Origin of the sequence: Pseudomonas sp. Irchel 3A5 (assembly GCF_900187575.1) — a bacterium.
GTDB lineage: Bacteria > Pseudomonadota > Gammaproteobacteria > Pseudomonadales > Pseudomonadaceae > Aquipseudomonas > Aquipseudomonas folii.
Window position 1 is genome coordinate 33,616 of record NZ_FYDU01000008.1, and the last position, 14,616, is coordinate 48,231.

Annotated in this window: 14 protein-coding genes; 8 read left to right on the plus strand and 6 right to left on the minus strand. The window is 57.0% G+C overall.

What is annotated here, in order from left to right:
• Positions 1-30: 30 nt before the first annotated feature.
• Complete coding sequence (locus CKW31_RS14545) at positions 31-1,521, minus strand: helicase HerA-like domain-containing protein (protein WP_095096165.1); 1,491 nt, start codon at positions 1,519-1,521, stop codon at positions 31-33.
• 381 nt (positions 1,522-1,902) lie between these two features.
• Between CKW31_RS14545 and CKW31_RS14550 the strand changes: the two genes are divergently transcribed.
• Positions 1,903-2,898 carry a lysylphosphatidylglycerol synthase transmembrane domain-containing protein gene (locus CKW31_RS14550; protein ID WP_095096168.1) on the plus strand — a complete coding sequence of 332 codons (996 nt, stop codon included), beginning with the start codon at positions 1,903-1,905 and terminating at the stop codon, positions 2,896-2,898.
• A 1-nt stretch (position 2,899) separates the two neighbouring features.
• Here CKW31_RS14550 and CKW31_RS14555 read toward each other — a convergent pair whose 3' ends face one another.
• Positions 2,900-3,085: a hypothetical protein gene (locus CKW31_RS14555; protein ID WP_095096872.1), complete on the minus strand. Its 186-nt coding sequence runs from the start codon at positions 3,083-3,085 to the stop codon at positions 2,900-2,902.
• Positions 3,086-3,217: 132 nt separating this feature from the next.
• Entirely contained in the window at positions 3,218-4,069 is an 852-nt protein-coding gene (gene purU / locus CKW31_RS14560; protein ID WP_095096171.1) for a formyltetrahydrofolate deformylase, read from the minus strand.
• A gap of 358 nt (positions 4,070-4,427) precedes the next feature.
• Here purU and mvaT point away from each other — a divergent pair, with 358 nt between their 5' ends.
• Positions 4,428-4,808 (plus strand): histone-like nucleoid-structuring protein MvaT, encoded by a 381-nt coding sequence (mvaT, locus tag CKW31_RS14570; protein WP_095096177.1) that lies wholly within the window; start codon positions 4,428-4,430, stop codon positions 4,806-4,808.
• A gap of 93 nt (positions 4,809-4,901) precedes the next feature.
• Here the strand turns inward: mvaT and sbcB are convergent, their stop codons facing one another.
• The gene (sbcB, locus tag CKW31_RS14575) at positions 4,902-6,332 is read right to left on the minus strand and encodes an exodeoxyribonuclease I (protein ID WP_095096179.1); all 1,431 of its coding nucleotides are present in this window, start codon (positions 6,330-6,332) and stop codon (positions 4,902-4,904) included.
• Between the two features lie 180 nt (positions 6,333-6,512).
• On the opposite strand from sbcB, the gene CKW31_RS14580 reads away from it, so the two are divergent.
• Genes CKW31_RS14580 through CKW31_RS14605 form a run of 6 tightly spaced genes read left to right on the plus strand, consistent with a single transcriptional unit; the run spans position 6,513 to position 13,382 of the window.
• Complete coding sequence (locus tag CKW31_RS14580; RefSeq protein ID WP_095096182.1) at positions 6,513-7,238, plus strand: RDD family protein; 726 nt, start codon at positions 6,513-6,515, stop codon at positions 7,236-7,238.
• Complete coding sequence (locus tag CKW31_RS14585; protein WP_095096875.1) at positions 7,235-8,215, plus strand: stage II sporulation protein M; 981 nt, start codon at positions 7,235-7,237, stop codon at positions 8,213-8,215. Before CKW31_RS14580 ends, CKW31_RS14585 begins: the two co-directional genes overlap by 4 nt.
• Positions 8,202-9,776, plus strand: coding sequence for a DUF4129 domain-containing protein (locus CKW31_RS14590; protein ID WP_095096185.1), 1,575 nt, complete (start codon positions 8,202-8,204; stop codon positions 9,774-9,776). Before CKW31_RS14585 ends, CKW31_RS14590 begins: the two co-directional genes overlap by 14 nt.
• Entirely contained in the window at positions 9,773-10,984 is a 1,212-nt protein-coding gene (locus CKW31_RS14595; protein WP_095096188.1) for a DUF4350 domain-containing protein, read from the plus strand. The genes CKW31_RS14590 and CKW31_RS14595 overlap by 4 nt, the downstream gene beginning before the upstream one ends.
• Positions 10,981-12,042 (plus strand): MoxR family ATPase, encoded by a 1,062-nt coding sequence (locus tag CKW31_RS14600; RefSeq protein WP_095096191.1) that lies wholly within the window; start codon positions 10,981-10,983, stop codon positions 12,040-12,042. Before CKW31_RS14595 ends, CKW31_RS14600 begins: the two co-directional genes overlap by 4 nt.
• A gap of 8 nt (positions 12,043-12,050) precedes the next feature.
• On the plus strand, positions 12,051-13,382 hold the full coding sequence (locus CKW31_RS14605) for a DUF58 domain-containing protein (protein WP_095096878.1): 1,332 nt from the start codon (positions 12,051-12,053) through the stop codon (positions 13,380-13,382).
• 141 nt (positions 13,383-13,523) lie between these two features.
• Here the strand turns inward: CKW31_RS14605 and CKW31_RS14610 are convergent, their stop codons facing one another.
• Entirely contained in the window at positions 13,524-13,883 is a 360-nt protein-coding gene (locus CKW31_RS14610; protein WP_095096194.1) for a PilZ domain-containing protein, read from the minus strand.
• Positions 13,884-14,117: 234 nt separating this feature from the next.
• The gene (locus tag CKW31_RS14615; RefSeq protein WP_027900594.1) at positions 14,118-14,492 is read right to left on the minus strand and encodes a tol-pal system YbgF family protein; all 375 of its coding nucleotides are present in this window, start codon (positions 14,490-14,492) and stop codon (positions 14,118-14,120) included.
• Positions 14,493-14,616 lie beyond the last annotated feature (124 nt).

A 14,616-nucleotide genomic window follows, 5' to 3' on the forward strand; every position in this document is an offset into this window, starting at 1 on the left:
GACATAGAGCAGTTTACAAACATCTCTGAACTACCGCCGCTTCTTCCCCCCGCCCAGTAAAGACCCTAACAACCCTCGTACCAATTGACGCCCCAACTGATTGGCCGCCTGGCGCACGGCGCTTTTCATTGCCTGCCCCGCCACACCGCCCAGAAACTCGCCTGCCATGTCGCCGAAGCCCTCCTGCTCCTTGGCGCTCTTCGCTGGTACATCCTCCGTCTCAGGTGCTGCGACTTTTCGCGCAATAAGCATTTCATAGGCCGACTCACGATCAACAAGCTTGTCATAGCGACCTGACAGTGGCGACCGGGCAATCAGGCTGGCTCGCTCGGCATCGATCAACGGCCCGATCCGTGATTGCGGCGGCGCGACCAGCACTTGCTGAACCATCGCTGGCGTGCCCTTTTCCTGCAAGGTACCGACCAGCGCTTCGCCAATACCGAGTTGGGTAAGCACGGCCAGTGTGTCGATATCCGGATTGGGCCTGAACCCGTCCGCCACGGCGCGCAGCGATTTCTGCTCCCTTGCAGTAAACGCGCGCAAGCCGTGCTGGATGCGTAAACCCAACTGCGCCAGTATCTGATCAGGCAAGTCACCCGGCGACTGGGTGACGAAATACACGCCTACCCCTTTGGAGCGAATCAGCCGCACCACTTGCTCAAGCCTGTCCTGCAACGCCTTGGGCGTGTCGGCAAACAGCAAATGCGCTTCATCAAAAAACAGCGCCAATATCGGTTTGTCTGCGTCACCACGTTCCGGCAACTGTTCGAACAGCTCGGCCAGAAGCCACAACAGGAACGTGGCGTAGACCTTGGGCGCTTCATGAACGAGTCGGCTGGCGTCCAGCAAATGGATACGCCCTCGCCCATCGCTTGCAGGCTGCAAAATATCTTCCAGCTGCAAAGCTGGCTCACCGAACAACGCCTCAGCGCCCTGCTGTTCAAGCACCGCCAACCGACGCTGCAGGGCCTGACTCGAACCCGTAGTCACCAGTGAGCTGTCTTCACCCAGCAACTGCGGATTGTCCCGCAGATGATTGAGCAACGCTTTCAGATCCTTGATATCAAGCAGCAACAAGCCCTCGCGATCAGCCACTTTGAAGGACGCATATAGCGCAGCTTGCTGGCTGTCCGTCAGCTCCAGCAAGCTGCCCAGCAACAGCGGCCCCATTTCGCTCAGCGTCGTGCGAAGTGGATGACCGGATTTCCCGAGTATGTCCCACAAAGTGACCGGGTAGGCTTTCGGTGTGTGATTGAGCCAAGGCATACCAGCAATACGTTCGGCAATCTTGCCTTGCGGCTCTCCCGGTGCGCCCAGCCCGCACAAGTCGCCTTTGATATCCGCGGCGAACACCGCGACGCCTGCATCACTGAAGGCTTCGGCCAGACGTTGCAGCGTCACCGTCTTGCCGGTCCCGGTCGCTCCGGCCACCAGCCCATGACGATTCCCCAGGCGCAATGCCTGACTCACCGGCAACCCGTCCGGACCGGCACCCATTACAATGTTCTGAACGTCTGACATGTCATCACCTGTCTTGATCGTTTTATCAGTGTGGCCCACGCGCAGGGAAACAGTGCGAAACTTGATGCTGTAGCCGGGAAGGAAGGATAAACCCTGGTAGGAGCGAACTTGTTCGCGAGGCGGTTTGGCTGGCGATGCTCATCTTTCGTTTGGTCCGACGCTTCGTGAACAAGTTCGCTCCTACCGGGTATCGCAGTTCGCAGAAGCGGCTTTGGCTGCGAGCGCGCCAGAAAACCAGACTGTCGACGCCACCTGACGAACATCTGTCGTAATAAGTGGTCAACGTTAGACTTTTTCCGTGATCATCCAGCGCAGGGCCCAACACCCCATGACTGCATATATCTTGCTGACTCACCAGCGGCAACCTTCAGGGCGTCAAAAATGAAGCGCATTGCGTGGCTGGGCATTGGCTTGCTGGCAGCCGTGCTGATCCCTTTGCTGCTGGGCGGCGGCGATATCTTTCAGCGGTTACGCAGCTTCCCCTTCCCGCTGTTGATGGCGATGTTCGGCATGATCATCCTCTGTTGGGGCCTGAATACCCTGCGCATGCGGATCCTGCTGGGGGACAGCGCGCGACAGCTGACAGTAAACAAAAGCCTCGGCCTGATCATGGCCAGCGAGTTCGCCTATTGCGCAACGCCCGGCGGCAGCGGTGGGCCACTCACGTTGATGGCAGTGCTCGCCCGAAATGGCGTCAGGCCAGCAAAAGCCAGCGCGGTCTTCGCCACAGACCAGCTCAGCGATCTGGTGTTCTTCCTCGTGGCGCTGACAGGAATCATGTTCTATGCGCTCTTCCATACGCTCAGCGAGCGTATGGAGTGGCTGCTGGGCTTCAGCGCGGTGCTCGTCGTGGGCAGCCTGTGTCTGTTTCTGGGGTTTGCCCGCTTCCATCGCCAGGTCATCAAGTTCAATGGCAGGCTGCTCAAGCGTTTCAACACCAAAAGCACTACCCGGCATCGTTGGGCGCGTAAACTTTTGCATTTTCGCGATGCGCTGGCTGAAACCTGGAAAATGCCACGTCAGAAACTGATCGCGGTGTTTGTGCTGACCTGCCTGCATTGGGGGCTGCGCTACAGCATCCTGTACCTTGCGCTGCTAGGTCTGGGTGTGAATGTGCAGTGGGCGTGGACGTTTCTGATTCAGATGCTCTCGTTAACGGCCGGACAGTTCAGCCTGCTGCCAGGAGGCGCGGGTACTGCCGAGCTGACATCCGCTGCGCTGTTGGCACCGATGGTCGGTAAATCCACGGCTGCGGCTGCAATTCTGATCTGGCGCACAGTGACCTACTACTTCTACCTGGTGGTAGGCGGGCCGATTTTCCTGCTGATGGTCGGTCGGCCATTGCTGAACAAACTGATGCGCTTCAACCAAGTCTGAATCAAGTGTCGGACTTGTCGTCTGGCTGCAGATCCTTATCAAGCTGCGTGGCGCGCCAAAGCTCTGCGGCGCCGTCGAAATCGGCGCCGTCTTCTGGCGTCAACGCATCTGGATCATAACGGCTGAGGCAACCCTCACCCAGGGTTGGGGGAGCTGTTGAAGTGGCTTTGTCGAGAGGATCGGTCATGGAGAGCACCTCATCGAAGTGTCGGAAATACATCTTCTGCAGGAGCTGCCGAAGGCTGCGAAAGCAACCTGCCTGACACTCCGCCATTCGCAGCCTTCGGCAGCTCCTGCAGATTCAATGTTCGCCTGGAGCTTAGTCGAACACTACTGTCTTGTTGTCATGCACCAGCACGCGATCTTCCAGGTGATAGCGCAAGCCGCGGGCCAGGACCATTTTTTCCACGTCGCGACCGAAGCGCACCATGTTTTCGATGCTGTCGCTGTGGCTGACGCGGACCACGTCCTGTTCGATGATAGGGCCCGCATCCAGCTCTTCAGTGACATAGTGACAGGTCGCACCAATCAGTTTGACGCCCCTTAGGGAGGCCTGGTGGTAAGGCTTGGCACCTACAAAGGAAGGCAGGAAGCTGTGGTGAATATTGATGACCTGATGGGCATATTCACGGCAGAGTTGCGGCGGCAGGATTTGCATGTAGCGCGCCAGTACCACCACGTCGGCCTGATGATGAGCAACCAGACGTGAAACTTCGGCAAACGCCGGCTCCTTGTCCGCCGGGTTTACCGGCACGTAGTAATAAGGAATGCCGTGCCACTCGACCATGCTGCGCAAATCCTGGTGATTGGAAATCACGCAGGCAATTTCGCAGTCCAGTTCATCGCTGTGCCAGCGGTGCAACAAGTCCGCCAGACAATGAGACTCGCGACTCGCCATCAATACAACGCGCTTCTTCTGCGCGGAGTCAGTGATGCGCCAGTCCATCGCAAATTCTTCAGCGATAGGGGTGAACGCCTCGCGGAACGCGTCGAGATCAAACGGCAGCGTATCGGCACGAATTTCATGACGCATGAAGAACCAGCCACTCTGATTGTCAGAGTGATGGCTCGCTTCGGTAATCCAGCCGTTATAGGACGCCAGAAAGTTACTGACTTTGGCAACGATGCCGACGCGGTCCGGGCAAGAAATCACCAGACGAAAAGTGCGCATTGGGGGAAACTCCAGAACTTCGCAAAGGCGGCTATTCTAGCGACTGCGCGGGAAAACTGCAGTATTCCTGTAAAACTGATTGGAGATGGCTGCGGCTACCCTGGCGTCCCGAATCGCCGCCCTGCCACACCGGCCGCTGATTCCTGAACGAACGCTTAAGAAACCGCAATTTAAACGCCTTAATAGCGACTATCTTTACCTGATGCGCTACGCCATTTAGTTTATCAACCGCCTGTAGGCCCCGGTATATTTCTAAATAATTCAAATAAAACTTTTCTTTAATGTTTACTTGATCAAGGCGCATGACTATTATTGGTTCACTGTATCCCTGCCCACCTCTCAACATAAGGTAAGCCTCATGTCTCTGATCAACGAATACCGCGCTACAGAAGAAGCCATCAAAGAACTGCAAGCGCGTTTGAAGAACCTGTCCCAAGACGACAAACTGCAAACCGAGCTGGAATTCGAAGGCAAACTGCGCACTCTGATGGGCGAATATCAGAAGTCGCTGCGCGACATCATTGCTCTGCTCGATCCAGAAGCTAAAGTTGGCAAATCTGCACGCGGCGGCGCGGTCAAACCTACTGGCACCAAGCGCGCGCGCAAGGTCAAGCAGTACAAAAACCCGCATAACGGCGAAGTCATCGAAACCAAAGGTGGCAACCACAAAACTCTGAAAGAGTGGAAAGCCAAGTGGGGCGGTGATGAAGTTGAAGGCTGGGCAACCCTGCTGGGCTAAACCCGGAGCAGACCCCGCTTCACTCGTTACACTAAAAAACGCCAGCCAGTCTGGCGTTTTTTATTGCCTGGAAAAACACCCGTGCCCGTTACTTCAAAGGCCGAGTTTCTGGCGCAACGCCTCCACGTAGTCCTGCCATTCGCGCAATATCGCAAGCTGCCCGGGGGTAGCACTAAGCGATAGTTCAACAAGTGCCTGAGTAAAACTTTGCAGCGTATTAGGTGCGCCAGATTCAGGCACTGTCAGACGTGTCCTACAAAAAGCAAGCCAGCGCTGTTGCTCTTCGGTACTCAAGGTTTCAGCAAAATTTCTCGCTCGATAGCGAAATAACAATTCTGGCAGACGCGCATCATCAAAAGGCCATGGCTGACGGGCTAACTCCTCAGGCTCCGCATTGCGTACTTGCTCACAAAGCCTGCGATCACGGTCAGCAATAAACCCGTCATACAATTGTTGCTCGGGATCTTCGCTGGCAACAAAGTCATCAGCGGCATAAATCGCCTTCAGCTTATCCTGCCAGAGTGCCTGCCCCTCATTGAGGTGACGCACACGCTCGCTAAATACAGTCATATCGAGATTCAAGCGTTGTTGATCTTCAGCACGTAGCACCTTGAGCGGCGCGATCACCGGGCAACGATTTATATGCAAAAGTTTAAGGGGGACCGGCAGCTCGCCCTCAGCTAAATCCTCGCGACGGGTATATAACCGTTGTCGCAATATTTGTGCATCCTGCTCCAGTAACGGCAAATGATCCTGATGTAAATCGCACACGATCAGCGCATTTCGATTTTGCGGATGCCAGGCCAGCGGAAGCACAACCCCCAGATAATGACGTGCCGCCGAAAAACGCCCGGAGATATGAACCAGTGGTTCCATAAGCCGTATCTGTTGCTGGACGTTCTGCTTACTGCGCAACTCGAAAAGATAGTCGTAGAGACGGGGTTGTTTTTCACGAACCAGACGCGCCAGAGCAATCGTTGCCCGCACATCAGACAACGCGTCGTGCGCCTGTCCGTGATCGATACCATTGGCAGCCGTCAGCCGCTCAAGCTTGAGCGTGACCCGACCATCATCTTCGGGCCAGACAATGCCTTCGGGTCGAAGTGCGTAGGCGGCACGCACCACATCAATCAAGTCCCAGCGACTGTTCCCGCCTTGCCATTCACGGGCATAAGGATCAAAGAAATTCCGGTACAGGCTGTAGCGCGTCATCTCATCATCGAAGCGCAAGGTGTTGTAGCCCGCTCCGCACGTGCCGGGCGCAGCGAGTTCGGCGTGAACACGAGTCATGAAATCAGCTTCGCACAATCCCTTCTCGGCGAGCGTTGACGGCGTGATACCTGTGATCATGCATGCGGCGGGATGCGGAAGAATATCGTCGCTGGGCTGGCAGTGAATATTAACCGGCGACTCGATCTCATTGAGTTCGATATCCGTACGGATACCCGCCATCTGCAGCGGGCGATCATTGCGCGGATTGATACCGGTGGTTTCGTAGTCGTACCAGAAGATGGTTGAAGTCACGGGCTGATCCTGAACAAAAGACCGGCAAAGTGTAGGGCTTGAGACTGGTAAAAGGCGAATAAGGCAATGTTTGCCTTAAAAGAAACCTTTTCTTACAACACATGTAGAAACAGTCCGGTTGCTTACCAACTCAACAGTCCCTAGCATCAGGTTTTGTTTTCAGGCGTACCTCTTCCGACAATGCCCTCCCCGCACGCTTTGCCAAGGACTGCACCGCCAATCGCGCCGCTGGACACCCGCAGCCGAATGGAAACCCCGGAAGGTATCGACCTGCTACTGCGTCCGGCAGGACTGGTGCCTCGCGCTCTGGCCTTTGTTATCGACTTCATCATTCGTGCCGTGGTTATCGGTGCGCTCTTGCTGATCTTCAGCCTGTTCGAATCCTTTGGCGCAGGCCTCAGTGCTATCGCCATGTTCCTGGTTACCTGGTGGTACATGGTGCTGTTCGAAGTGCTGAATCAGGGGCGCACACCCGGCAAGCAAATCATGAGTTTGCGGGTGATCCATGATGACGGAACGCCTATCGGCTGGACCGCTTCGCTCATCCGTAACCTGCTGCGTTTCGTCGATATGCTGCCATTCGGCTACAGCCTGGGCGCTATCAGTTGCTTGCAACACCCCCAATTCAAACGCCTCGGCGATCTGGCCGCCGGTACGCTGGTGGTCTATCAGGACAAACCACCGCGGCGTCCGGTTTTGCCGCACGCCACGCCGATCATCGCTCCCTTTGTGCTGAGCCTTGAAGAACAAAGGGCCATTCTGAGCTTCGCGGAACGACAAGCCGAACTGACGTCGGAACGCACCCAGGAGCTGGCTTCTATTCTCGCCGCGCCGCTGAACGTCAGCCCGGCACTGGCAGTACCTCGGCTGAACAGCGTAGCCAGCGGCTTGCTGGGGCCAACATGAAACAAGGCCTCTTCGAACTTCGTCATCAGGCCGAGTGGCGGCGGTTTGCAGAGCGTCTGGACGCCCTGGAAAAAGGCAAAGCGCCAGGCACCTCGAACGAGACCTTCAGTCGCGAATACCGGCGTATCTGTAACCAACTGGCCGTTGCTCAGGAAAGGGGCTACAGCAGCCATCTGGTTGACCCGCTGCAACAACTGGCCATGCGTGGTCATCAGCAACTGTACCGGCATCGTCATCCCCTCGGTGCGCAACTGCTGGGCTTCGTGCTGGCCGGGTTCCCGCAACTGGTGCGCGCCGAATGGCGTCTGGTCGCCATCGCCAGCCTGCTGTTCTTCGGCAGCCTGATCGGCATGGGCTTGCTGGTGTATGGCTTCCCGGATCTGGTCTACAGCGTCATCGCCCCTGACCAGGTGGCGCAGATGGAGGGCATGTACGACCCACAATCAAGCCGGATCGGTCAAACCGTAGAGCGCGCCGCCGATGCTGACTGGATGATGTTTGGCTACTACATCATGAACAACATCGGGATTGCCTTTCAGACTTACGCCAGCGGTTTGCTGTTCGGGCTTGGCAGCCTGTTCTTTCTGTTTTTCAACGGGCTGACGATCGGAGCCGTTGCCGGACACCTGACCGGTATCGGCTCCGGTCAGACATTCTGGTCATTCGTCATCGGCCACGGCGCATTTGAACTCACCGCCATCGCGCTGGCGGGTGCTGCCGGGCTCAAACTCGGTTGGGCGTTATTGGCACCCGGAGCATTGCGTCGCAGCGAAGCATTGCGGATTGCAGCAAAAACCAGCGTACAGCTGATTTATGGCGTCATCCTCTTCCTGTTGATTGCAGCGTTCATAGAAGCCTATTGGTCTTCCATGACCTGGCCGCAACCGGTAATAAAGTACACAGTCGGCGCGGGCCTCTGGCTATTAGTCATCGCTTATCTGGTTTTTGCAGGCAGGACACACCATGCGCCTGACTGATGCCAGCGTTGCGATTCATCCCCGAACGCCTTGGGAAGCCATAGACCTGGGCGTGCTGCTGGCACAGGAGCATCGCGGACTGCTGATGGCAAGCTGGGCCATTGTCACCTTGCCGATTTTTGCGATGCTCAGCCTGTTGCTCTGGAATCATCCGACTACCGCGATCCTGCTGTTCTGGTGGCTCAAGCCCGTCTATGAACGCTTGCCACTTCTTATTCTTTCCAAAGCATTGTTCGCCCCTGCACCCAGCCTGAAAGATGCACTTAAAAGCTGGCTGAAAACGTTGCGCCCGAATCTGCTCTCCAGCCTGACCTGGCGCCGACTCAGCTTGAGCCGTAGCTTCATTTTGCCCGTGCAACAACTGGAACAACTCTCCGGCGAGGCACTCAGCCAGCGCATTGGCGTGCTCAGCCAGAAAGATCAGTTCGCCGCTCGCTGCCTGACTGCCGTGGGCGGCACGCTGGAGTCGTCCCTGTGGATCGGGATGATCGTGTTGTTTTATGCACTGATTCCCCAGCAGGTAGAGGTCGACTGGACCTGGCTGGCCATGCTCGAACTGAACGACGAACTAAACTGGCTGGAGCACCTGTGCAATCTTTTCTATGCACTGATTCTGATCGTATGGGGACCGGTTTACGTGTCCTGCGGCTTCACCTTGTACCTGAATCGGCGCACGGTTCTAGAAGCCTGGGACATTGAACTGGTCCTGCGTCGGTTGCGCCAAAGGCTCACGGGTAGCGCCTATGTACTGATGATCGGCCTTGGCCTGACGCTGATCAGCGCCGCGCCGCCCGCATGGTCTGCGCAGCAGGATTTCAGCTGTCCGATTCCCATGCTGTCCCCAGAGGGCGAAGCTGGCCCCGACAGCCCGCGCCTCGTCAATCAGGAACTGACCAGCGCAGAGTCGCAGCAGGACATAAAAAACCTGCTGCAACAGCCGCCGTTCAAGAATCCGAAAACCGTTTCAGGTTGGCGGCTGCCTGAAGCCCCAATAACTCCGCAGGAGAAAAGCGCGGACCAGAACACCAAATTGTTCGGCTGGCTGAAATGGCTGCTGCAATTTGGCAACGTCCTGGCAAAGGTCTTCCAGGTTTTGCTATGGGGAATTGTGATCGCCTTGATCGGTGTGGTGATCTGGCGCTACCGGAAATGGCTGGCAGCGTTCGTCAACCTTCGCGCTCCCCGTGAGAAACCGCAGCGCGCTCCACCGGAACAATTGTTTGGCCTGCAAGTCAGCGCCGAAAGCCTGCCTGCGGACATTGCAGGCAGTGCGGAGCAGCTGTGGTCAACCCAGCCTCGTGAAGCGCTGGGATTGCTGTATCGGGCGCTACTCAACCGGCTGCTTGTCGACTATCAACTGCCCCTGAAAAGCGCCGACACCGAAGGCGAGGTTCTGCAACGAATCGCAGCGCTTGACCAACCGGCCCTCAACAACTTCAGCCAAAGCCTGACCCGACACTGGCAAAACCTCGCTTATGGTCACCAGCTACCTGCAACTCCGGTACAGCAGGAGCTTTGTGATGGCTGGCGACGCCTGTTTGATCGGGAAGTGCAGTCATGAACCGACGTCGCTGGTTGCTGCTCGCTCTGGCTGTGCTGGTTCTGGGCGTTGTTGCGGTCTACCTCCTGAAGAATCTGGAGCGCTACGAAGAAACCATCGATCAAGGCCCATCCCCCGAAGCTCGCGCCAATCCATGGCTGGCAGCGGAAAGTTTTCTACGCAGTCACTCCATCGACGTAAAGACAGCCGACTCGACCAACAAATTGCCCGATGCGAGGCTCGAATCCCAAACCCTGCTGTTGCTCGACTATCGCGACAACATGACCCCTGCCCAGGCGGACCAGGTGCTGCAGTGGGCGCGGTCCGGCGGGCATCTGCTGTTTGTCGCCGAGCAACTCTGGGATGAAAAAAGAGGCCGTAGCGGCGATCTGTTGCTGGACCGGTTGCAGATTCATCAATTACTCACCAAAGACCTCAAAGGGCAGGATTACTCACCCGCCAGCTCCGTTAGCCCGGTAATCCCGCTGCGCACGCCTGTACCCAAGGCACCCAAAGTGTCCTGGCCGGAATTGACACGCTTGTATCTGGAAAACGAAGAAGCTCCGGCCTACATGAGCTTCGACCCCAGCTTCCACCTCGAAGACCCTGAAGATCACGCCCAGTCTTGGGCCAACAGCGCTGACGCAACGCACATGCTGCAGCTGATCTATGGTGACGGCCTGATTACCGTGGTTACCGATGCCGACTTGTGGAAAACCCGATCCATCGGTCATTACGACAATGCGTGGCTCCTGTGGTACCTGACCCAGGACAGCAAAGTCACGATGGTCTTCAGAACCGACCACGACAACCTGTTCAGCCTGTTGCTGCGTCATTTCCCGCTGCTGCTATTAATGCTGACGCTACTGATCGGCGCTGGACTCTGGCGGGCGGGCATGCGCCAGGGGCCTGTGCGAGCACCTGCTGTCGGCGCGCGTCGCCAATTGACCGAGCACCTGCGCGCCAGTGCTGAATTTCTACGTCGTCGCAGCGGCCAGCAAACCCTCTTGCGGACCCTGCAGGCAGAAATTCTGCGCCGCGCCCGCATTCGTCACCCAGGCTTCGAATCCCTGGTGGTCGCCGACCAATGGCAGGTCCTGGCACGTCTGACCCGCCAGCCAACCAGTGTCATCAGCCAGGCATTGCGCCCACGTCCGGCACAGCGCATGTCCAGTTCCGACTTCACCCGTCAGGTTGCCCACCTGCAAACCATCAGGAATGCCCTATGAGCGATCTACCCAACGAAACCTCCCCCGGCACCGAGCCTGTGGTCGAGTTCAATATCGACCCGGTAGCCACTCCCGCACCGCCCGCCAGCAATCAGGCGCAGCAACGGCAGCGCGCCAGCCAGTTGGCCCAGGCGTTGCGCAAAGAGCTGCAAAAAGCCGTGATCGGACAAGCCGCCGTTATTGATGACGTGCTGACCGCGTTGATTGGTGGCGGCCATGTCTTGCTCGAAGGGGTGCCCGGACTCGGCAAAACTTTACTGGTCCGGGCGCTGGCCCGTTGCTTTGGCGGAGAGTTCGCCCGCATTCAGTTCACCCCTGACCTGATGCCCAGCGACGTCACCGGCCATGCGGTCTATGACCTTCACACCGAGCAGTTCAAACTCCGTAAAGGTCCGATTTTCACCAACCTGCTACTGGCCGATGAAATCAACCGTGCTCCGGCCAAGACTCAAGCCGCGCTGCTTGAAGCCATGCAGGAACGGCAGGTGACTCTTGAAGGTAAACCCATGCCCATCGCCCAGCCGTTCATGGTGCTGGCGACGCAAAACCCCATTGAGCAGGAAGGGACTTATCCACTGCCAGAAGCCGAGCTGGATCGTTTCATGCTCAAACTGCGCATGGACTATCCCGATGTCGACGAAGAGCTGAGCATGGTCCGCCAGGTCACGCGCTCAACACGGGCCGATATGCTCGACGTACAACCGCTACGCGTCGTGCTCCAGGCGCGTGAAGTGCAGGCCTTGCAGCGTATTGCGAGCGAACTGCCGCTGGACGATCAGGTACTGGACTATGCCGTTCGACTGGCGCGCGCTACCCGCAGCTGGCCGGGACTGACCCTCGGCGCAGGTCCACGGGCTTCCATTGCGCTGGTACGTGGCGGCCGGGCGCGGGCGTTGCTGCGCGGTGGCGAATTTGTCATCCCTGACGACATCAAGGATTGCGCGCTGGCTGTGCTGCGCCATCGGGTAAGGCTGGCGCCAGAACTCGACATCGAAGGCCTGTCGGTTGATCAGGTCCTCAGCCAGTTGCTCGATCAGGTTCCGGCGCCCCGTCTATGAAGCAATTGCTGAAACCATCGACTGCACTGTTTGGCTGGCTGGGAGGCCTGGCTGGCATTGCGCTGTTGCTCGGCATTCTGTCCGCAATGGCCATTGAGGTGCCCGATGAGGTCGGCATACTGTTTTGCGCGTTGCTGCTGGCACTGCTGATGCTGGCACTGGCAGATGCCATTCGGCTGGTCCGTAAACCGTCTCCGAGCCTGGAACGTGAAGTCAGCGGGAGTCTGGCGCTGGGTCGTTGGGCGCAAGCACATCTGACGCTGAGCCACGATTATCCGGATGAAATCACCGTGCAGGTGCTTGATCATTTGCCGGAGGGCTTCGAGGTCGAACATCTGCCACAAACCCTGGCGCTGCGGCCGGGCCAGCAAAGTCGGTTGAGCTACCACCTGCGGCCATTGCAACGAGGGCTTTTCAAGCTTTCCCGTTGCGAGATAGAGCTGCCCAGTTCGATGGGACTCTGGCGAGTTCGTCGTTATCTGGAGTTGAACGGCAGTACACGGGTCTATCCGGATTTTGCCCGCGTCTATGGGGGGCAGTTGCTGGCGGTTGAGAACTGGCTCAGCCAGATGGGCGTACGCCAGCGACAGCGGCGTGGTCTGGGCATGGAATTCAACCAGTTGAGAGAGTTTCGCGAAGGCGACAGCCTGAGGCAAATCGACTGGAAAGCTACCGCGCGTCACCGCACGCCCATCGCCCGTGAGTATCAGGAAGAAACTGATCAACAAATCATTTTCATGCTCGACTGCGGTCGACGCATGCGCAGCCAGGACGGCGATCTTTCGCACTTCGATCATGCGCTCAACGCCCTGCTATTGCTTGGGCACGTCGCGTTGCGTCAGGGCGATGCGGTAGGTCTGTCGACCTTTGCCAGCGAGCAGGACCGCTACCTTGCCCCGGTCAAAGGGCCGAGCCAGTTGAATGTCCTGCTCAACAGCGTCTACGACCTGGACAGCACTCGTAGAACCGCAGACTACAGCTCCGCCGCCCGCCAGTTGATAGCACGCCAGAAGCGCCGCGCTTTGGTCGTGGTAATGACCAACTTGCGCGATGAAGATGATGAGGAGCTGTTGTCAGCGGTCAAAATGCTGAGTCAGAAACACAGGGTACTGATAGTCAGTTTGCGCGAAGAAGTGCTGGATACATTACGGCACGAGCCGGTTCAGACTTACGAAGACGCGTTGATGTACTGCGGAACCATCGACTTTCTGAGTGCCCGGACCGAATTGCATGACCGTTTGAACGCCCACGGCATTCCAGTTCTCGACTCCCGTCCGGCAGAGCTTGGACCGGAACTGATCAGTCGCTACCTGAACTGGAAAAAAACCGGGGCGTTGTGACCGCTCTTCCCGACATCCGCTGTCTCGAAGCAAACATTGAACTGTAGGAGCTGCCGAAGGCTGCGATAGCGGTCTGTCAGGAAAACTGCATCGCAGCCTTCGGCAGCTCCTACGCAATTAGCGTGAGTCAGTTAGTCGCTCTCACGCCGACGCCTCCATCGGATAAAAACTGAAGTAATGCCTTAGAGCACCAATCAGTTCCGCGTACTCTGGCGGTGACTCCGTCAATATGAAGCCGGAGTCATAGCTACCTGGTGTCTCATCTTCATGACACCACAGACAGGTCGCTGTCACTTCCAGGGTTACAGGCATTCCTCTCTCACAAGGTACCTGTAGACGCAATTGAAATTCAGCACCCACCAGCATCGGTAGATCACTGATCAGCATCAATCCCTTCTCGGAAATGTTGCCCAGACAACCCAATTGCTTGTTGGTGTAGCGGTTGAACACCCGCAGATAACCAGGCAATTGGTGCCGTTCGATCCTTCGTTCTTTCAACATAGGTCAGCCGCCATAGGTGGCCATTGAGCATGGCCGCGCTAATACTCCTGGGGTAGCCAGCACTGCGCGCTGGCACCGTCAATACGGACAAACTTGAGTTTGTCGTCGCAGAAACGTGAATCTGACCCAATGCAGGCGCCACAAGTCACGTACGTCCGTCTGCTTTTCGTAAGACTAGACCACTTATGGCATACAACCACTCAAAAACGTTACAACTGATCCAAACGGATGTAATTAACGCTTTACAGGGCTGACCTGAGCAGTCTGGACGCGCGGATAGTGACCCAACTGTTGCAGCGTCTCCAGGCGCGCTCTCGCTCTGAATGCATACTCACTGTAAGGGTACTGAGTGATGATGAACTGATAAGTCTGCGCCGCATCAACAAACAGTTTTTGCCGCTCGAGGCATTGCCCGCGCAGCATCGATACTTCCGGTTGAACGTAGCGACGCGAGCGGCTTTGACGATCGACCTTGGAGAGGCTCAACATCACAGCCTCGCAGTCACCCCGATCATAGGATCGGTAGGCGCTGTTCAAATTGGAATTCATTGCCATTCGGGTGCAACCACTGACAGCTGCCAGCAATACTAAAATCATCACGATTCGCATGGGACTCTCCTGTGCTCTGCAATATATCGACCTCAGACAGGATTTCTTCAAGCGGTTTTTGACACCGGTCGTCTGCTGGTTACCGGCTCGTAAAGTACGACGACAATGCAAAGAAACATGACTA

Bases quoted from the DNA above. Each gene is read 5' to 3' on its own strand.
- CKW31_RS14545 (WP_095096165.1), bottom strand. From the start codon at position 1,521: ATGTCAGACGTTCAGAACATTGTAATGGGTGCCGGTCCGGACGGGTTG.
- CKW31_RS14550 (WP_095096168.1), top strand. From the start codon at position 1,903: ATGAAGCGCATTGCGTGGCTGGGCATTGGCTTGCTGGCAGCCGTGCTG.
- CKW31_RS14555 (WP_095096872.1), bottom strand. From the start codon at position 3,085: ATGACCGATCCTCTCGACAAAGCCACTTCAACAGCTCCCCCAACCCTG.
- purU (WP_095096171.1), bottom strand. From the start codon at position 4,069: ATGCGCACTTTTCGTCTGGTGATTTCTTGCCCGGACCGCGTCGGCATC.
- mvaT (WP_095096177.1), top strand. From the start codon at position 4,428: ATGTCTCTGATCAACGAATACCGCGCTACAGAAGAAGCCATCAAAGAA.
- CKW31_RS14580 (WP_095096182.1), top strand. From the start codon at position 6,513: ATGCCCTCCCCGCACGCTTTGCCAAGGACTGCACCGCCAATCGCGCCG.
- CKW31_RS14585 (WP_095096875.1), top strand. From the start codon at position 7,235: ATGAAACAAGGCCTCTTCGAACTTCGTCATCAGGCCGAGTGGCGGCGG.
- CKW31_RS14590 (WP_095096185.1), top strand. From the start codon at position 8,202: ATGCGCCTGACTGATGCCAGCGTTGCGATTCATCCCCGAACGCCTTGG.
- CKW31_RS14595 (WP_095096188.1), top strand. From the start codon at position 9,773: ATGAACCGACGTCGCTGGTTGCTGCTCGCTCTGGCTGTGCTGGTTCTG.
- CKW31_RS14600 (WP_095096191.1), top strand. From the start codon at position 10,981: ATGAGCGATCTACCCAACGAAACCTCCCCCGGCACCGAGCCTGTGGTC.
- CKW31_RS14610 (WP_095096194.1), bottom strand. From the start codon at position 13,883: ATGTTGAAAGAACGAAGGATCGAACGGCACCAATTGCCTGGTTATCTG.
- CKW31_RS14615 (WP_027900594.1), bottom strand. From the start codon at position 14,492: ATGCGAATCGTGATGATTTTAGTATTGCTGGCAGCTGTCAGTGGTTGC.